This window comes from Acidiluteibacter sp., from assembly GCF_055129545.1.
On sequence record NZ_JBSRUB010000013.1, the window covers coordinates 36,146 to 54,698 of the forward strand.

Here is an 18,553-nt window from a genome sequence, read left to right on the forward strand (position 1 = left end):
CTTTCTAACTTTAATTTTGAGTGCAAATTTGAATGCTCAAAGCACTATCGAGCGTGCCGTAATCGGAACTACTGGTAATCATTCGTTGAGTTCGAGTTATTATTTAGAATCTACTGTTGGAGAAGCTGCTGTTAATTTTGCCGATTCATCTATTTATGTCCTGCAAGCAGGGTACCAGCAGGGGAATTCATTGTTAATTTTTGATACGTTAAGTTTCACGGTAAGTGTTTTCAATACAAGTTGTGAGGGATATTCAGATGGGTCGGCCATTGTATCAAATATTAACGGATGTATCGCACCCTATCAAATCAGTTTTGCAGGCGGATCAACAGATTCTACTCAAACTGGCCTATTAGCAGGAGTTCATCAAGTCACGGTTACTGGTTTTAATGGATGTAGTTATACCAAGTCATTTACTGTTGAAACTGAACCGTTGGGCTTCTGTGATTTAGAATTTTATTCGGGGTTTACACCGAATGGTGACAATGTAAATGATCTTTGGCTCATTGATAACATCACAAACTATCCAAATAATACGGTTACGATTTACAATAGATATGGCGATAAAGTAAAACAATTTAAAAATTACAATAACTCTTCAGTTGTCTGGGATGGTAGTAATTTAAATGATAAATTGCTGCCTGGAGCCACCTACTTTTATGTGTTAGAATCAGGAAGTAAAATCAAGAAAGGTTGGGTAGAATTAACAAAATAGAGATGAACAAATATTTAAAGATTCTCGGTATATTTTTAATGATAATGTGGGTCGCTCCAGCAATGGCTCAGCAAGATCCACAATACAATATGTATATGTTTAATCCATTGTCTGTAAATCCGGCTTATGCTGGAAGTAGAGATGCATTAAGTGTTGCCCTCATCCATCGGTCACAATGGGTTGGTTTTAGTGGAGCTCCAACAACTCAAAATTTGGCCATCCACACACCATTTAGTGGAAAAAATATGGGTGCAGGTTTCCAAATACTGAATGATAATATTGGACCTAAAAATACTTTAGCCATTTCTGGTATTTATGCCTACAAAATTCGATTGTTTAAAGGAAAATTAGGATTTGGATTAAGAGCGAGTTTATACAATTATAAATTCGATTGGAGTAAAATTAACTACAAAGACACAAGAGAAGCCACATATAATTTGGGACGTGAAAGTTACTTAATGCCATCATTCGATTTTGGGATGTATTATAGTGATAATAAAAATTATATTGGGATTGAAGCTGCTCATCTATCTGAAAACAAATTGGGAATTTCTGATGAAAATGTTAATCAAACCAACACAATAGAACAAAATGCACATTTAACATTAACTGCAGGTAGAGCATTTGTTATAAATAAAGACTTTATTTTCAAACCCTCTATTTTAGCACGAGGCATGGCAAATTCTCCTGTTTTGTTAGATATAAATGCCAGCGTTTTTCTTAAACAAACCTTGTGGTTAGGGCTATCTTATAGAAAACGCTATGGAATGGCTGCGCTGGTTGAATATTATGTTACAAAAGAATTTAGAGTCGGGTATTCATATGATTATCCATTTAATACCTTGAATACCGGAAATGGAGGATCTCATGAAATTTTTGTGGGATTTGATTTTGATATTTTTAAATCAAAATTGATTTCTCCTCGTTACTTTTAATGTTTTTGATAATTATTGAATGACCAATATATTTCGAATAACCATTCTCAATCAGTTTTTTAACCCGTTCAAGGGGATTAAAACGATTGCATTTGTGCTATTTTTTGTCAGTGTATCCGCAGTATTTGCTCAAAAGGACAAAGGAGATCGATTGTTTGAAAAATTTCAATTTACCAAAGCAATACCGGCATACGAAAAAGCATTAGAAAAGGACAGTACAAACAATCAATTGTTGTATAAGCTTGCCGAGAGTTATCGAAAAGTGGACGACTATAATAAGTCTGTAAAGACTTACAGTAGAATTGCTTCATTTAATAACCTTCCTAGCCAAGCCCATTTGTCATATGGTCAAGTGTTACTAGCAACTCGAGATTTATTAAAAGCTCAAAGTCAATTTAAAGAATTCGCTAGTAAGAATCCGGAAAGTTTTATTGCGAAATTGGCAGTGCAGTCTATTGAAGATGTAGAAGTTTGGAGGCAAAACTTTCAAGCATTTAGAATTGATACAGTATCAGGATTAAATACTCCTTTTGCTGAATTTTCTCCAATTTTACATAACAATTCGCTTTTGTTTGTTACCGATAGAGGAGTCGATCACCAAAACGACCTCACTTTTGATTGGACAGAAAAACCGTTTTTGTCCATTTATCAAGCAGATATGTCAGCTGATAAAAAGAGCTTTTCGCAGGTAAAAGAGTTTTCATCAGCTATTAATACAATCTATCACGACGGCCCTATTTCATTTGATTCAGCGCAGACCACGGCATTTTATACTCGTGTAGACAATAAAGAGAAAGGGAAAAAATTTACCAACCGAATGAAAGTATATTACTCCACTTGGGATGGTAAAAAATGGGGAAATGAGAAAGAATTCCCATTAAATTCAGACGACTTTTCTATTGGCCATGCTTATTTTTCACATGAAAGAAGTCGATTGTATTTTAGCTCGGACATGCCTGGTGGCTTTGGCGGAATGGATTTGTATTATGTCAACAAGGCCGGTGAAGAATGGAGTAAACCAATAAATTTAGGCCGGTTTGTAAATACTGCTGCGAATGAGTTGTTTCCATACTGCAAAGGAGATAAGCTATATTTTTCATCCAATGGGTTAAGTGGTTATGGGGGATTGGATTTGTTTGAATCTACGATTACTACTTTAGATCACACCCAACCAAACAACTTAAAAGCTCCTATTAACTCTGTAATTGACGATTTCGGAATTAGTTTCATTTCTGATAATGAAGGATTTTTCTCATCTAACCGTGAAGGTGGAAAGGGAAGTGATGATGTATATTATTTTCAATTAAAAGATTCTACTTCATCTGACTCTATCGCTATAGCAGGAATTTTTGAATACAATGGTTTGCCGCTTGAAGGGATTAAGTTGAATTTGCTAGATGAGGATGGTAATATCCAAGAAATAGTTTACACTGACAAAGAAGGTCGATTTAAGTTTAGTCCACTGCCAATTGAAAAAAATTACATTGTGAAAATGGATGCAAAGGATGAAGATAGTTATCCTGATGCAAAGATTTATATGACGAATGCTGCAGGCAAAAAGGTGTTGCTAGTTGATCGGTTAGCCGACGGATCTTTTAAATTCAACTCCTTAAGACTGGACGAAATATATCAGATGGATTTACTAAAGGCTGAAGATGTTGCGCTAAATGAATTCATGATTTTTGGACAATTGTTCGACAAATTACCTGGAGATTATGCTTCTAGTATGTTGGTTTATCTATATGATGATGTGGGTAATATCATTGATTCTACTTTCGCAGATAAAAATGGGAGAGTTTCATTTAAGAACTTACCGTTGGATAAGGAGTATTTGATAATGTTGCAAGAATCAAATCCATCTATTGATTTTGCTTTGGTTAATAGTTATGAAAGAATTGTGGATATTCCCGCTAAGGGCATAGATGAAAAGTTTGCAGTGAATAAATCACGAATAGTTAATTATAGCTATTTGAAGAATCATAAATCTGACCACACTGCAATTATAGGTGTGGCCGAATACAATGGCGAACCGATAAATAATTTGAAGATTTATCTTCTTAAAGTTTCTGGTGATACTATACGAACTACTTATTCTAATTACAAAGGAGAGTTTGAATTCAACCAATTGGAAATTAATCAGAACTACCTTGTTCGAATGCAGTCAAATGACTCTATTGATGAATCTAAAGTGAAGCTTTATGCCATTAATACTTTCAGTAAAAAATTGTATTTATTAAACCGTTTAAAAAATGGAGATTATACATTTAATGCGCTGCCATTTGATCAATATAATATGCAACCGGAATTGTTAGAAGACAATGCAGTTAGTTTTTATGGTAAGGTGTATAAGAAGCTTCCCGGAGATTTTACCAAGGGCATTGAAGTCTTGATAATGGATGATCAAGGGAATATAGTTGGTCGAACATATGCCGACTCTACTGGCCTATTTAAATTTTCAAAGCTGGATCCTGATAAACGATACACCTTTTTAATACCTGATGCAAATGACGACGATTTATCCATCACTCTTCAAAATGAATCTGATGAATTCTTAAGCAATACTATCAAAACTGGATCAGGTAAATTTGAATACACTAAATTGACCTCTGAAGTGGCAGTATTAAAAATGATTGATGCCAATGATAATAGCGATTTATTACTGATCGATAAGTATGCGCTATTTGGCCAAGTCTATAAAAAGTTGCCAAATGATTACAATAACATCGTAAAGGTTTATCTATTAGACGAAAATGGAAACATTGTAGATGTCGTGTTTTCAGATAAATTTGGACGATTTAAATTTGAATCGTTAAATCCTGATGTAAACTATACTTTTAAAATTGGAGATGAGGCCATCGACTTGAATATGGTTTTATTTGACTTTAATGATGAGGTAATAGCTAGTGCCGCTAAGCTGGGTAAAGGGAGTTTTAAGTATACCAAATTAGATATCGACAAAGCGAGAATTCCAATAGAAAAAGTAGAGGATAGCGAAATTTTTATGGCATTTTCAAAATTTTCAGACACTTTAAGAGCTTTGCCAATTGATACTAGTTATTTTGACTTCTTAAATCAATATGTTGTATATTACGATTTTGATAGCTTTAGTATTGACTCATCTGAAGTTCAAAAATTAAATGATTTAATTGCGAAGTTACTGGTTCAAGAGAATATTAATTTGGAAGTCATTTCCTATGCTGACCCAATGGGTCCAAAACGATATAATGATAAATTATCGAGAAAAAGAACCAATGCCGTCATGGATTATTTGAATGATGCAGGAATTCGTAAAAATCGATTAAAAGGAGTAGCAAAAGGAGAAGTGAATTTATTATTGATCCAAGACATTTTGAACGTGCCTTTGACCAAGGAAGAAAATCGAATCAATAGAAGAACAGAGTTTAAAATCTATATTAAATAGGATGCAATTTGAAAAACTTAACTAGAAGACTTAAAATTTTAGCTTTCCTGTTTATGACTTTCGCCAGTCATATTGGCCAAGCAACTACTATTAAATTTCAGAGCATAACCACGTCTGACGGTTTGTCTCAAAGTAGTGTGAAAACAATTCTTCAAGACCAAAACGGATTTATGTGGTTTGGAACGCAAAATGGTCTCAATAAATACGATGGGTATCAATTCACTAACTATATTAATAACTTAAATGATTCTAGTTCTATAGGGGGCAACAACATTAATCAGATTGTTCAATTCAACAGAAGTTTAATTTGGATCGCAACTGATAATGGAATTTCTTCATACTCTCCACATACTTTAAAGTTTAAGAATTACACATTAGAAGTTGAAAAACAAATAAATGTGTTGAGTATTATGGAAATTGATTCCACACATTTATTGATCATATCCGCAAATCAAATCTACACCCTTGACCTTTCAACTTCTATTTTTTCTTCCTTTTGGAAAACAGAATCACATCAAATTAATGGAGCAGAAATATTTAATTCAACTATTTATATTGCTACCAATAAAGGGGTTTTACAGTCTAAACTATCCGGTGAAGCTAATTTTAGTAATGTATTAGGGATTTCAGATCAAGAAAACGCTGTTGGGTTTAAACAGTACAAGCAAGTGCTTTATGTTTATACTTCTACAGGTGTTTACAACCTGAATGAGAAGTTTTTCTTCTCGCTTTACAAAGACTTTAGTAAGGAATTTCAAGAGTCGAATGCTGAGATATCAGTCGTACATATAGATCATAAAGCATCCATGTGGATCGGTACTAAAAACTCTGGCCTGTTTAGATATAACTTGAAGACTTCTAAGCTTGAAAGATCAACACATTCTTCAAATATGTCTACCTCAGTGAGTTCAAACACAATTTTGAGTTTAACAACTGATAAAACGGGCATTTTATGGGTTGGAACCCGTTTTGGGATTAATAAGTTTGACAATGAACGACAGAATTTTAATCATTATCAAATTATCGCAGGAAACGAGAAAATCGACAACAGTAAGGTTTGGACCATATATTCCAAAGAATTACCTATTGTTTGGATTGGTGGCGATAATGGTTTGTCCAAGTATAATCTTTTGACCAATGAAATTAATACCTATCAACCCAAATTAAATCGGTCTATTCAAGGATATGGAATTTTTGCAATTGCACCTGCAATTGATGGATTTTGGGTCGGAACAGAGGATGGGTTTAAAAAGTTTGATACCGTAAATAAAGTATTTATAGACTATCCTCATCCCAAAAATACAAGTAGAACCTATTCCATTAAAGTATTGGATAATGGGGAGGTGTATATTGGAAGTAGACAAGGGTTACTCCGACTAAATACATTTGGAACGCTGGATCATTTTCTCGATAAATCTGAAGGAATAAAAGACCCTGTGAAAGCCAATATTGTGCGAACCATATCCACTATTAAAGGAGATACTCTTTGGTTAGGAACGGAAGAAGGAGTGGTTAGTTTTCATACATTAAGAATTAATCCTTACCGCTATCGAATTTCAAAACCTCAAATAAAAGATGACTTCATTACCACTTTATGGGTGGAGAAAGATGAGCTTTGGATTGGAAATACCTCAGCGGGATTGTACAGCTATAATTTAAAAACTAGGTTGATAACCAATATTTCGGAGAATGAAGGTTTGTCCAATAACGCCATAAACTCCATTATTGGGGATGATAATAACAACCTTTGGATCAGTACAAATAAGGGATTAAGTCGGTATAATCTAAAGTCTGGGCTAATTACCAATTTTAGCGAAACGGACGGTCTTCAGAACAATGAATTTAACTCTGGCGCAGGGTTTAAATCAGCAAACTCAGAATTATTTTTTGGAGGAATTGATGGGTTTAACGTATTCACGCCGAATCAGATTGCTATCAACAGAAATCCACCAGAGATTGTCATTACAGGATTTAATTTATTCAACAAGAAGGTTCCCATTACGACCGATGGAATTCTAAAGCAAAGTATTTCTCAAACGAAACACATCGATTTAGACTATGATCAAAAAGTAATTGCTTTTGAGTTTGCCTCCTTACACTATTCAAACCCAAAGAAGAATAAGCATGCCTATATGCTAGAAGGTTTTGATGACGATTGGGTATACATCGATAATTCTCGAGTAGCCACTTATACCAACTTAAATGCTAAAACCTACACCTTCAAAGTAAAGGGCAGCAATAGCGATAATATTTGGAGTGAACCGGTTAAAATCACACTGACAATCCATCCTCCAATTTGGGAAACATGGTGGTTTAGGTCGCTAGTTATTCTTACAGTATTGGGTTTGATATTCTTCTATTACAGAAGTCGATTAAAGCGAGTGAAACAACAGAAAAAACTGTTAGAATCTCAAGTGAAACATCGAACCATTGAGATAATAAAACAAAAAGAGGAAGTTGAATTTCAGAAAAAGTTAGTCGAAGAAGAGAAAGAAAAAACAGAGAAATTGCTGTTAAATGTATTGCCTAAAGAAACGGCAGAAGAATTGAAAAATAGAGGTCGATCAAAGGCAAGAAATTATAAGCGCGCTACTGTTATGTTTACTGATTTTGCTGGGTTTACACAGATTGCTGAGAATTATAAGCCGCAAGATTTGGTCGCAAAATTAGATAGCTTTTTTATCAAGTTTGATGAGATTACGGCTCAATTTGATGTAGAAAAAATAAAGACAGTTGGTGACGCATACCTCTGTGCAGGAGGTGTTCCAATTAGAAACAAGAGTAATCCAATAGATACCGTTTTGGCTGCCTTGAATATTAAAAAGTGCATGCAAGAAGAGGCCGTGAAAATGGAGGCAAAAGGAGAAGAACCTTGGGCGTTGAGAATCGGAATTCATACCGGTGATATTATTGCAGGTGTAGTTGGAATTAAACGTTTTGCTTACGATATCTGGGGAGATACAGTAAATATAGCTAGCCGATTAGAAACCGCTTGCGAAGTGGGAATGATTAATATTTCTGGGACAACTTACGAAGCTGTTGCTGAGTTTTTTGTATGTGAATATCGTGGAAAAATTCCCGCTAAAAATAAAGGCGAAATTGACATGTACTATGTGCATGGGGTAAAACCTGAGCTTTCCGAAAATGAAGATGGGATTACACCCAATGAAGCATTTGAGCATTATGTGAACTTAAAGCTTTATAGTAATATTAACTATAGAAATGCTGAGAAGTACATTATTAAACGACTAGGTGATGAGTTGCCTGAAGGATTGTATTACCATGGAATTCATCATACAAAAGATGTTTGTGAGAGTGTAGAACGATTAGCAATATGGGAAGGTGTAAGGGGAGAAGAACTATACCTACTCAAAACTGCAGCCCTGTTTCATGATGCTGGATTTATCGAATCTTATGAAAGTAATGAGCCAATTGGAGGTCAAATGGCAAAAGAGATGTTGCCTAGTTTTGGATATACCGAAGAGCAAATTGATTTGGTGATTACGCTAATTGAAGCAACGAAAGTGCCTCATAATCCAAAATCTCATTTGGAAGAAATGATGTGTGATGCAGATTTGGATTATCTAGGAAGAAATGATTTTTACCCAAAGGCAGAAACTTTAAAGCAAGAATTAATGAAATTTGGCAAGCTCAAATCTCCCGAGGATTGGGACCATTTGCAAGTTAAGTTCCTGACTATGCATAAATATTTTACTGAATCGTCTATGAAAAGAAGAGATCCAGAGAAACAAAAAAGAATTATTGAACTGAAGGAAGTATTGAAGAAATACGAGAATAATGATTGATTCGTCGAGGATTAATATTTAGTTAGCGAAATGTTGAATTTTTACTAAATTAGTAGTCCGATATTTATATTGATTTAATTTTGATATTGGACGGAAACACTTTATTATTGTAGTTGAGAATACCATCCTCATTAGAAACGGTTAATTATGAAGAAAAGTCTTGTTATTAGTGTCTTATGCTTGTTGTTTGCGGTAACTGCTAACGCAGGAATTCTTGTTTTAGAAGGCCACTACCAAGGAAAAAATTTATTTGTCAAAAACTCTTTTGGAGGTTCTGGAGTTGGTTTCTGCGTTTTTGAGGTGACTGTTAATGGACAATTATCTACTGATGAAATAAATTCAAGTGCATTTGAAATCGATTTTAACAATTTTAAATTGAAATTAGGTGACCCAGTAATTGTCAACATTAAACACAAAGACGATTGTGATGTCCAAGTTTTGAATCCTGATGTGTTGAAGCCAAAATCTACTTTTAATACAAGCCAAATTTCATTTGATAAAGATGGAGTATTGAATTGGACAACCAACAATGAAACTGGAGAAATGGATTACATTGTTGAGCAATTCAGATGGAACAAATGGGTGAAAGTTGGTGAAGTGAAAGGTAATGGAGTACCTGGAGCTCATAAATATGCATTCAAAGTAACTCCTCACTCGGGAGCTAACAAAGCAAGAGTAAAACAAGTGGATTATACTGGAAAGCCTCGTTATTCTCCAGCCGCAGACTTTACTTCTTCTGTTCCTGAAATTTCTTTGGATGGAAAAACCAAGTTTAAAGGTGAAATTGCATTTTCAAACGGAGAAACGCTTTATGAAATCTACGATAAGTACGGTAACATTGTAAAGCGTGGATATGGATCGAACGCCAATATTTCTACTTTGGAAAAAGGACTATACTACTTGAGTTACGACAATAAAACAGAAACAATTACAATCAAATAATTGGTTGATAGAATATAAACTAAAGCCTTCTTCATTATTATGAAGAGGGCTTTTTTATGAACTACTATGAGAAAGATTGAACACATTGGGATAGCTGTAAAAAGCATTGAGGCATCAGCAAAGGTTTATGAAGCATTGTTGAATACAGAGATTTATAAAACCGAAGCTGTGGAGAGCGAAGGAGTGAAAACTGCTTTCATGCGTATTGGACAAAGTAAAATTGAGTTATTGGAAGCGACCTCTCCTGATAGCCCAATTGCAAAGTTTATTGAGAAAAGAGGCGAAGGAACGCACCACATCGCTTTTGATGTAGATGATATTGAGGCTGAAATCGAGCGATTGACCAATGAAGGTTTTCAGTTGATTCATCAAACCCCTAAAGCTGGTGCAGACAATAAGTTGATTGCTTTCTTGCACCCTAAATCAACTGGTGGATTACTGGTTGAATTGTGCCAAGAGAAACCTTAAGCCATTCGGTTGTAATACTCCATTAAAACGGATTCAGCTTCTTCTAGAGTGGCTCCAAAAGTAATGATGCCCTCATCATGACCAGCCATTGCCATGATGCGCTCAGTGGCTAAATTTTCTTCGTCAAAGAGGCGTTTGATCTCCATGCCCATCTCTGGTGTGCCATAAGGAACCTCCACTTTTGAAGTCGGAACTTTATTTAATAACTGTTTCCACAATTCTAGGTGATGCACATGAATTACGGCTTTAATGGATTCGTCAAACTCATAAATGGCAGCATGCGTCATTGATTCTGAGGAGGCCTTTAGTGGCCCTCTACACCAAACTGAATTAGCAGCTAAGTCATAATGGGTAACCGTGGTAAAATGTTTTTCTGAAATGGGATAAATGTCTCCTGTTTGAGTGCCTGAAATCACAAATTCATTGCCTTCCTCAAACTTTTGACTGATGTTTCCAAACCCGATTCCTAAATCTGGATAATTTCCAATCAAATTCAACTCATGCATTTTGTCTCTCCAATGCATTAAGTTGCTGATGTCGAATTTAAAATCATTCGCTTGTTGCTCCCAAAAGAGCTCAAATTTTATATAACCTTCGTCAATCATAGCTTATCTTTTTTGCTCAGGAAACTGATTGGTTAATCCTTCTTCGCTTGCTTCACAAATTCCTCTTTCAGTAATTAATCCGGTGACCAAACGGGCAGGTGTAACATCAAAACCGTAGTTGGCTGCTGGTGTTGTCTCTGGGCAAATTAATACCGATTCCATTCCGTTTTTTCCTTTTCCAAATACATACTTCACTTCGTCTTCCGAACGCATTTCAATAGGAATTTCCTTTACGCCGTCGCTAATTTCCCAATCAATTGTAGAGGACGGCAAGGCCACATAAAACGGAACATGATTGTCATTTGCTGCTAATGCTTTCAGATAGGTTCCAATCTTGTTCGCAACATCACCACTTCTTGTAGTTCTGTCGGTTCCCACAATCACCATGTCCACCATATGGTGTTGCATCAAATGTCCACCAGTATTGTCTGTAATTAATGTATGCGGAACACCTTGCTCGTTCAGTTCAAAAGAGGTCAAGTTCGCACCTTGGCTTCGTGGTCGAGTTTCGTCCACCCAAACATGTACTTTTATTCCTTTTTGGTGCGCCTGATAAATCGGTGAAGTAGCTGTTCCCCAATCAATACACGCTAACCAACCAGCATTGCAATGCGTCAAAATATTGATCGTTTCTCCAGGTTTACTTGCTGCAATTTCTTCGATAATTAGTAAACCATGCTGACCAATCATTCGACAAGTTTCTACATCATCTTCAACTATTTTATTGGCACCTTTCAACAATGCCGCTATAATCTCTGATTGATGGGCTAATCCTTTGATGTTATTGAATTGCTCATTCAGTGCCCAAGCTAAGTTGATCGCTGTTGGTCGAGTTTCGTTGAGGTAACCCTTACGTTCGTTTAAGTAGGTGATAATGTCTTCGCCTTTATACTCCACCGCAGCCAAATAAATACCATAAGCTGCCATTGCTCCAATCAGTGGCGCTCCTCTAACAATCATGTCTTTAATGGCAACTCCTGCTTCTGCTGAGGTAGTGACATCCACGATTTTTACTTTATGTGGAAACAATCGTTGATCAAAAGTTTGGATCAATTGACTGTTGTTTTTATCTACCCAAATTGTTCGTTTATGTTCGCCTTTAATTATCATGCGTTGAAGATTTTTTCTAATGTTAAATCACCCGTCAGGTGGATCGTTTGAATTCCTAATTTATTCGCTGTAGCGATGTGCTCTGCACTATCATCTATAAATAACGTCTCGGAAGGAACCAATTGATGTTCGTTCAAAATTAATTCAAAAATTGCTGGGTTTGGTTTACGAATCCCTAATTTATAGGATAAGTAGACCTTGTGAAATAATGGGTCTAATCCATTCACATTGAATTCGTCTTTTAGGTATTGATTGATCACATCAATATGAATCTCATTGGTATTGCTGCACAAGTAGGTGTTCTTAAGCTGCTTTTGTTCTTGAAGTATCTTGATTCGCTTTGGTGGAATATCCAACAGCATCTTGTTCCAAATGACTTCAATTTCTTGAAGACTGATTTGTCCATCCAATGCATCGTAAATCGTTGCTAAAAACAGTGTAGAATTGACTTTCTCGATTTCATAGTCCTCAAAAATTCCTGTGGCGACTAATTGCTTGTACGTTTTATCAAAATTGCCGCTGTAAGCCGATTTAAAAGCGTTGACAACCGTTTCGGGAGTAATGTTGATAATGACAGCACCGAGGTCAAAAATGATGTTTTTTGCGTTTTGTATTAACTGATTCATTCGCTTTTTTTCAATGCGCTAAATTAGGAAATGATACCGATAGTTAAAAAATGGCTGCTAACTGTAATTGTACAATTTTGTAAACTGAGATTTACACTTTTAGATAATAATGCAATATTGATATGACATAATTTGTATTTTTTACAATATATACTTAACAAGAACTTGAAATTATTCCCTTTTGGGGGATGTTGGATAGCTAATATTGAATGGAGGTGGGCCAAAATTTATTTTGATTTAATGTTTCAATCTACTTTATATCAACACTTTGAAATGGTTAAAAGACTTAAAATACCAAAAGTGTAATCTTGACATTGCAAAATATGGCAATTTTGCAATATGAACATGACAAAAAGAGGTATATTTGCTACATTGAAATGGCACAATTGCTTGTTTCTCCTAAATTCACTCAAATATGGAAACTGTCTTAAATTGGTCGGTGCGGAAATTAAGTCGGTTAGACATTGATTTTGGCCGTTATCTATTTGATCGAATCAATTGGGATGCGCAGTTGTTGGTATTGACTGGAGCAAGAGGTGTGGGAAAAACAACATTGTTTGTTCAGCACCTTAAAAGCTTGAACTTGCCGGCTACAGAAGCGGCTTATGTCAGTTTGGATAGTTTGTATTTTAGCACCCATAGTTTAGTCGATTTTGCAGAAGAGTATGTGCAGCAAGGTGGGCGAATTTTGTATTTGGACGAAGTACAGAAATACCCAAATTGGTCAATAGAGATCAAAAATATATACGACAATTTGCCTGAATTGAAATTGAGGATATCAGGCTCATCGACCACTGAAATACTGAATTCACAAGGAGATTTAAGTCGACGAGCTTTGTTCTATAACTTAAATGGGTTGTCGTTTAGAGAGTACCTTCAATTGAAAACCAAGTTAGAATTGCCAGTTTTAAAATTAGAGGAGATCTTAAACAATCACGAAAAAATAGCGAGTGAATTGAATTTAAAATTCAAGCCATTACAGCATTTTCAAAACTATTTAAGTAGCGGCTATTATCCGTTTTTTGTGGAGGATGAAGACAATTACCATCAAAAAATTCGGCAGATCATCAATACCATCATCGAAGTGGATATTCCTGTGGTGCATGCCATAGATTATGCGGCAGTGCATAATATCAAAAAAATGTTGGCCATTATCTCTCAATTGGTTCCTTTTAAACCAAATGTGAAGCAACTCAGTGAAAAAATTGGAATCTCTCGTGAGTCATTTATGCGCTACTTGCGACTACTAGAAAAAGCAGATTTAATTCAATTGCTCTACAGTAGCACGAAAGGAATGAGCCAATTGAATAAACCAGAAAAGATCTATCTGAATAATAGCAATCAGGCATTTGCTTTGTCTGATACCTTAGCCATTGGCAATGCTCGAGAAACTTTCTTCTTTAATCAATTGAAAGCTGCACATGAATTGTCTTGTCCTCCTCAAGGTGATTTTTTTGTAGATGAGAAGTATACGTTTGAAATAGGTGGAAAGGATAAAAAGTTTAAGCAGTTAGAAGGTGTTCAAAATGCATTTATAGCAGCCGATAATTTGGAGTTATCCACTGGTAAGAAAGTGCCGTTGTGGTTGTTTGGAATGATGTATTAGTAGTTGAGTAGATAAAAATGGAGGAAAAAGGAAAAGACATCGAAGAGCAGGAAGTTAAATCCACCAATACTGGTCCCTCAGAATGGTTTGATCAATGGAGAACGCGTTCTAGAATAAAGAAGGGAGATTCTCTCAAAACGATTCTAGGGAAATTGACCATCCGAATATTGGGAATAATTCTCCTGATAATTTTAAGTCCTGCGTTATTGATCATCTTCCTGTTTGCAATGGCTTTTACACTATGATAAAGCGATTGTTGCATTTTAGTTTTTGGATTCCTGCTGCTTTATTTATTGTGCACCAGATCTTGCAAAAAGGATTGGCGATCAATCTCTCTTTCATCGATGCTTATTTGGATCCCTTTTGTTTGGGTGCTTTAGTTCCACCACTGTTATTAATAGAACGAGAATGGCTGTTTAAACAAACCCATTTTTCCAAAATAGAATTTGCCATTCTGCTCCTTATTTTGATGCTTGCTTCAGAGTGGGTGTTGCCATTTTTCTCCACCGAATTTGTTGCTGATCCTTTTGATACTTTAGCAATATTTATTGGTGGTATGTGGTTTTGGTGGTTTCGGGGGAGAGTTGGGGAAGAGTTGGTTGAACTTGACTGCCGCTAAGAGGAACTTTAAGGATTAGTGAATGGGTGAAAAACTACTAATATAAAAGCAACTAACGAAAACAAAACATAAAGTGTCGTAAGAGTACCTCTAAAGTCTCCTTGTTTTATGGTTTCATTTTCGAATTTTTTAATGACCATGTCGTGTTTTTTGCTCCCAAACTTATACATACAAATAAATAAGATTATTATAAATTGTCCCCCTAAAAAACAATTAAACAATGTATATTCACCCAATTCAGAAAACTTTTCCTTCAGTAATATTGGCATAATTATGAAGAATAAAGTCATAAAATTCAAGCTAATACATAATGCAAGTAAAAAAGTGCCTCTACTTCTGTGATGAACATCTGATTTTCTGCTCTCTACTTTCCTGTAAAAAAGCATTGTTCTGTAATACAGATATTCCCATACATTAAACTTTAAATTACTCCACATTTTATAAAGTACTGATTTCGTTAGAACGGACTTGAAACACTTCTGTTAGCGCGGACTTTCAGTCCGTGATGTAACTTAACTTACAACACACAAATTACAAAAGCTATTTGTACTTCGTTGACATTAAGCTAAAAAAACGATTTTTTCTATAGTTATTCTCTAGTCGGACTAAAAGGCCTCTCTTCCTTCACGCTTATTTTCACGGACTGCAAGTCCGCGCGAACGGAGTGTTTTCCTAGCCATTGTTTTGCTACGTTTTTTATTTCTTTTTCTTAAATGTTCTTTGTCGACCTTCACGTTCAAGAATTGCTAGCTTGTCGTCTGTGAGTTCTACAACTTCGTAATTAATCACTTCGTAGAAGTCGCCATTTTCATCCTTTTTTGCGTGTCCTTTGTCAATTAAATACTGAGCTGCCATCTTATATGGCTTTTCGTAATAAAGCATTTGAATAATTGCTTTTTTCTTCTTGTCATAGTACCATTTTCCTGTGTCAGTGTTCTGAGGAGTGAATTGTTTAGAATAAGTCCCGTCAGCGTTGTAGGTCAATAAAGGACCTTTTGGAATTTCCCAACCTGGTTTGTCGAGTCCTGGAACAGTATGAAAAATCGTGTCCATTTTATTGCCTTGCGCGTCCCTTAGCTCCACAAATTCCCAAGTTCCGATAAGTTCAGTTTTTAATTCCTTTTTCTTGTCCGACTGTCCGAACGCAAAATTTGAAATGAAAATGGTCAACAAGAAGAGTAGTCTAATTTTTGTCATATGGTTTTTTTTAATGTTCGTTAAGGTACATTACCTGTTCGCGCGGACTTGCAGTCAGTGATGTAACTTACAACACAAATTACAAAAGCTATTTGTACTTCGTTGACATCAAACCAAAAAAAATATTTTTTCTATAGTATATTCGCTAATCGGACTAAAACTCCTCTCTTCTTTCACGCTTATTTTCACGGACTACAAGTCCGCGCGAACTGATTGTGAAGTGGAGTAGAAGCAATTTTGTAGAGAAAAGTGTCAGTTTAGTAGTCAAAGCGAATAGGCAAGTATGACTTTTGAATGTTGCTATATTATATTGCTACAACTAATAGTTTTTGCATGAATTTACAATCACAATTTTTCCTGTAGAATTTTAAGAAGTTTATCAGGGTCTTGTCTGTTATCCCAAAATGCAACAACTATTATTTCAGAGTCAGATACCTTGTAATAAATACTAAACTTACCCAAAATAGAAACTCTAAAATCTTTATTTTCTGAGACTTGAAATAGTTCAGGGTTGTCTGCTATCTGATTCGTTCTTTCCTCAGTTAATTTAATTAGTTTTTTAGGATAACTATTAGATTTATTTCGAATTAACCAATATTCAAGAATTCCTACAAATTGAATATCTGCAGTTTTGGTCCAAATTATTGTCCGTTTAGCCACTCGAGATTTCTTTTATTCATTGCCTCTTGAGAAATTGTTCTTCCATGAATAATATCATCATTACTCATTTCAAGCATCGCTTTTTGTGAGTCAGATAGTTCAGTTTTATTAACTGAAAAAGAGGCAGAAATTATTTTATCAAGTGCATTTAAAAATTCCTTGTTCTGAATATTTAGAATCTTATCGATTAAACCATTTTTTATTTGGTCAACAGTTGCCATATTTTCGTTTTAAGTAAAGTTAATTATTTCGAAACAAATTTAGTTATCATATAGGAAGTTCTTTATTCTGTTCGCACGGACTTGCAGTCCATGACGTAACTTACAATACAAGACACAAATTACAAAAGCAATTTGCCTTAGGGTTGAACCTATCCGTCGCTAGGAGGAAACCACTGCGGAACATATACTGCTATTTAGGACATCTTGGGGGAGCTAGTTTTTAATTGATCTTCTTATAGAGTCTCTTGATTCTGCAACATTTTTAAAATCCAACCCAAATTAAATAATACAAAGGCTATTAATGGAAATAAAACTGCCGGAAAGTTTCGATTAGTATATTTTTCTTGTTCTTTTAGTATTCTTTTATAATTACCATTGTATAAAAAAATAAAGTAAAATAAAATTATAAGTCCGAAGAACAGTCCAATTGAAACATATTTAAAAACATCCATGTTAAGATTCAATTCTTCTTTAGGAAAGATCATGATTGTTAGAAAGAAAAAACTAAAGTAGTATAGCATAATCGTAAATGAAATTATTAACATACTACTAAAAGGGGCTACAACTGCATTTCCAACTTTCATTTGAAAGCTGTAATATTTACAATATAAATATTCAAAAAATTTCACTTTAAGTCTTTATTATTAATTACCTACAACAAGTGGATAAGACGCAGAGCCTGACTCGCCTTTGGCGGATGCGTCATATCCATATTTTAAATTTAGCCTAAATTAATTAAATCTATCGGATTTTTAATTTTATAAATATGATTTACAGTAACATGGATGTAAATCCTATTCCAGCGGATTGACATCAATCTAAAGTAAAAATTCTATCTATAGTTTATTCTCTATACGGACTACAAGTACTCGCCAACGGATTTTGTTTAGTAAATTTCCTCTTGATCTGACATTTTTCCTGAATCCAACCCTAACTTGACTTTAAAGTATTTAAGTTCTTTATAATCCTTTGTTATCTTTTTTACTAAATCGATATCAAATTGACTTGTGTTAACACCAAAATAAATTGCAGTTAATTTACCTGGAAAATCTTTAGGAATACCTTTCAATTTTGGATTCTCCTCAATCACTATTTTTCTTGCTTCATCTTCATATTTCCACGTTTCTAGTTTTTGAGTCAACCACTTTCCGTTTGATGTCACATTTAAAGATAAATGCCCCGTTTTTGTAACTTCAATTTCTTTTATTGACGATATTTTGTTGTCATAATCAATGTGAAAAGTCGAACTTCTAAACTCTTCATTTTCATCACAGTCAAACTCCAAGCAAATACCTTTATGTTCATCAGCATAGTGAGACCACATTAAGATTTCCTCTCTATTTTTTGAAAAGCTACAAATACAAAGCTTTTCCTTTAATCTTTTATAAACATCTGTTTCAGTTTTGTCTTCAAAAAAAGCTTCATATGGGTCATTTAAGTACAACAACTTGCTATACCAATTCTTGGAATTTGACAAACTCCAAAGAAGGTTCTTATTAATAGTATGGAATTTATACAGTTTCATTTAATTAAACACAACAACTGCATATGACGCAGAGTCTGTCTCGCCTTTGGCGGATGCATCAAATTCATACTTTTTAACTAAATGCTTCAATTCGCTT

At 34.8% G+C, this 18,553-nt stretch carries 16 protein-coding genes; 9 read left to right on the top strand and 7 right to left on the bottom strand.

All coding sequences use genetic code 11. The annotated features are described in order from the left end of the window. Positions 1-16 precede the first annotated feature (16 nt). The 6 genes from ACTB0X_RS06295 (at position 17) to mce (ending at position 10,287) form a co-directional block, all read left to right on the top strand. Positions 17-715 (top strand): gliding motility-associated C-terminal domain-containing protein, encoded by a 699-nt coding sequence (locus ACTB0X_RS06295; RefSeq protein ID WP_463024144.1) that lies wholly within the window; start codon positions 17-19, stop codon positions 713-715. Between the two features lie 2 nt (positions 716-717). Continuing rightward, positions 718-1,650 carry a PorP/SprF family type IX secretion system membrane protein gene (locus ACTB0X_RS06300; protein WP_463024145.1) on the top strand — a complete coding sequence of 311 codons (933 nt, stop codon included), beginning with the start codon at positions 718-720 and terminating at the stop codon, positions 1,648-1,650. A 19-nt stretch (positions 1,651-1,669) separates the two neighbouring features. Then, complete coding sequence (locus ACTB0X_RS06305; protein ID WP_463024146.1) at positions 1,670-5,071, top strand: OmpA family protein; 3,402 nt, start codon at positions 1,670-1,672, stop codon at positions 5,069-5,071. Between the two features lie 53 nt (positions 5,072-5,124). Continuing rightward, positions 5,125-8,877 carry an adenylate/guanylate cyclase domain-containing protein gene (locus ACTB0X_RS06310; protein ID WP_463024147.1) on the top strand — a complete coding sequence of 1,251 codons (3,753 nt, stop codon included), beginning with the start codon at positions 5,125-5,127 and terminating at the stop codon, positions 8,875-8,877. Between the two features lie 147 nt (positions 8,878-9,024). Further along, entirely contained in the window at positions 9,025-9,819 is a 795-nt protein-coding gene (locus ACTB0X_RS06315) for a hypothetical protein (protein WP_463024148.1), read from the top strand. Between the two features lie 66 nt (positions 9,820-9,885). Then, a complete protein-coding gene (gene mce / locus ACTB0X_RS06320; RefSeq protein ID WP_463024149.1) occupies positions 9,886-10,287 on the top strand; it encodes a methylmalonyl-CoA epimerase in 402 nt (133 codons plus the stop codon). Here the strand turns inward: mce and ACTB0X_RS06325 are convergent. Genes ACTB0X_RS06325 through ACTB0X_RS06335 form a run of 3 tightly spaced genes read right to left on the bottom strand, consistent with a single transcriptional unit; the run spans position 10,284 to position 12,628 of the window. Further along, on the bottom strand, positions 10,284-10,892 hold the full coding sequence (locus tag ACTB0X_RS06325) for a class II aldolase/adducin family protein (RefSeq protein WP_463024150.1): 609 nt from the start codon (positions 10,890-10,892) through the stop codon (positions 10,284-10,286). The two genes, mce and ACTB0X_RS06325, sit on opposite strands and share 4 nt — an antisense overlap. A gap of 3 nt (positions 10,893-10,895) precedes the next feature. Further along, positions 10,896-12,002, bottom strand: a complete 1,107-nt coding sequence (mtnA, locus tag ACTB0X_RS06330) for an S-methyl-5-thioribose-1-phosphate isomerase (protein WP_463024151.1) — start codon at positions 12,000-12,002, stop codon at positions 10,896-10,898. Next, positions 11,999-12,628, bottom strand: coding sequence for an HAD family hydrolase (locus ACTB0X_RS06335; RefSeq protein ID WP_463024152.1), 630 nt, complete (start codon positions 12,626-12,628; stop codon positions 11,999-12,001). The genes mtnA and ACTB0X_RS06335 overlap by 4 nt, the downstream gene beginning before the upstream one ends. Before the next feature lie 415 nt (positions 12,629-13,043). Here ACTB0X_RS06335 and ACTB0X_RS06340 point away from each other — a divergent pair, with 415 nt between their 5' ends. From ACTB0X_RS06340 to ACTB0X_RS06350, 3 genes are read left to right on the top strand one after another with little or no spacing between them, the layout of a single operon-like run. Then, positions 13,044-14,234 carry an ATP-binding protein gene (locus ACTB0X_RS06340; RefSeq protein ID WP_463024153.1) on the top strand — a complete coding sequence of 397 codons (1,191 nt, stop codon included), beginning with the start codon at positions 13,044-13,046 and terminating at the stop codon, positions 14,232-14,234. 17 nt (positions 14,235-14,251) lie between these two features. Next, positions 14,252-14,479 carry a hypothetical protein gene (locus tag ACTB0X_RS06345; protein ID WP_463024154.1) on the top strand — a complete coding sequence of 76 codons (228 nt, stop codon included), beginning with the start codon at positions 14,252-14,254 and terminating at the stop codon, positions 14,477-14,479. Further along, on the top strand, positions 14,476-14,853 hold the full coding sequence (locus ACTB0X_RS06350) for a hypothetical protein (RefSeq protein WP_463024155.1): 378 nt from the start codon (positions 14,476-14,478) through the stop codon (positions 14,851-14,853). The genes ACTB0X_RS06345 and ACTB0X_RS06350 overlap by 4 nt, the downstream gene beginning before the upstream one ends. 696 nt (positions 14,854-15,549) lie before the next feature. On the opposite strand, the gene ACTB0X_RS06355 is transcribed toward ACTB0X_RS06350, so the two are convergent. From ACTB0X_RS06355 to ACTB0X_RS06370, 4 genes are all read right to left on the bottom strand, one after another. Then, on the bottom strand, positions 15,550-16,050 hold the full coding sequence (locus tag ACTB0X_RS06355; RefSeq protein WP_463024156.1) for a hypothetical protein: 501 nt from the start codon (positions 16,048-16,050) through the stop codon (positions 15,550-15,552). Between the two features lie 345 nt (positions 16,051-16,395). Then, positions 16,396-16,710, bottom strand: coding sequence for a type II toxin-antitoxin system RelE/ParE family toxin (locus ACTB0X_RS06360; RefSeq protein ID WP_463024157.1), 315 nt, complete (start codon positions 16,708-16,710; stop codon positions 16,396-16,398). Continuing rightward, positions 16,692-16,931, bottom strand: coding sequence for a hypothetical protein (locus tag ACTB0X_RS06365; protein WP_463024158.1), 240 nt, complete (start codon positions 16,929-16,931; stop codon positions 16,692-16,694). The genes ACTB0X_RS06360 and ACTB0X_RS06365 overlap by 19 nt, the downstream gene beginning before the upstream one ends. Before the next feature lie 886 nt (positions 16,932-17,817). Further along, positions 17,818-18,375, bottom strand: a complete 558-nt coding sequence (locus ACTB0X_RS06370; protein WP_463024159.1) for a DUF2971 domain-containing protein — start codon at positions 18,373-18,375, stop codon at positions 17,818-17,820. Positions 18,376-18,553: the final 178 nt, after the last annotated feature.

What these genes read in the sequence shown, in the direction of transcription:
- ACTB0X_RS06365 (WP_463024158.1), bottom strand. Translation starts at nt 16,931, where the DNA reads ATGGCAACTGTTGACCAAATAAAAAATGGTTTAATCGATAAGATTCTA.
- ACTB0X_RS06345 (WP_463024154.1), top strand. Translation starts at nt 14,252, where the DNA reads ATGGAGGAAAAAGGAAAAGACATCGAAGAGCAGGAAGTTAAATCCACC.
- ACTB0X_RS06310 (WP_463024147.1), top strand. Translation starts at nt 5,125, where the DNA reads ATGACTTTCGCCAGTCATATTGGCCAAGCAACTACTATTAAATTTCAG.
- mtnA (WP_463024151.1), bottom strand. Translation starts at nt 12,002, where the DNA reads ATGATAATTAAAGGCGAACATAAACGAACAATTTGGGTAGATAAAAAC.
- ACTB0X_RS06325 (WP_463024150.1), bottom strand. Translation starts at nt 10,892, where the DNA reads ATGATTGACGAAGGTTATATAAAATTTGAGCTCTTTTGGGAGCAACAA.
- ACTB0X_RS06350 (WP_463024155.1), top strand. Translation starts at nt 14,476, where the DNA reads ATGATAAAGCGATTGTTGCATTTTAGTTTTTGGATTCCTGCTGCTTTA.
- ACTB0X_RS06315 (WP_463024148.1), top strand. Translation starts at nt 9,025, where the DNA reads ATGAAGAAAAGTCTTGTTATTAGTGTCTTATGCTTGTTGTTTGCGGTA.
- ACTB0X_RS06300 (WP_463024145.1), top strand. Translation starts at nt 718, where the DNA reads ATGAACAAATATTTAAAGATTCTCGGTATATTTTTAATGATAATGTGG.
- ACTB0X_RS06340 (WP_463024153.1), top strand. Translation starts at nt 13,044, where the DNA reads ATGGAAACTGTCTTAAATTGGTCGGTGCGGAAATTAAGTCGGTTAGAC.
- ACTB0X_RS06305 (WP_463024146.1), top strand. Translation starts at nt 1,670, where the DNA reads ATGACCAATATATTTCGAATAACCATTCTCAATCAGTTTTTTAACCCG.
- ACTB0X_RS06355 (WP_463024156.1), bottom strand. Translation starts at nt 16,050, where the DNA reads ATGACAAAAATTAGACTACTCTTCTTGTTGACCATTTTCATTTCAAAT.
- mce (WP_463024149.1), top strand. Translation starts at nt 9,886, where the DNA reads ATGAGAAAGATTGAACACATTGGGATAGCTGTAAAAAGCATTGAGGCA.
- ACTB0X_RS06335 (WP_463024152.1), bottom strand. Translation starts at nt 12,628, where the DNA reads ATGAATCAGTTAATACAAAACGCAAAAAACATCATTTTTGACCTCGGT.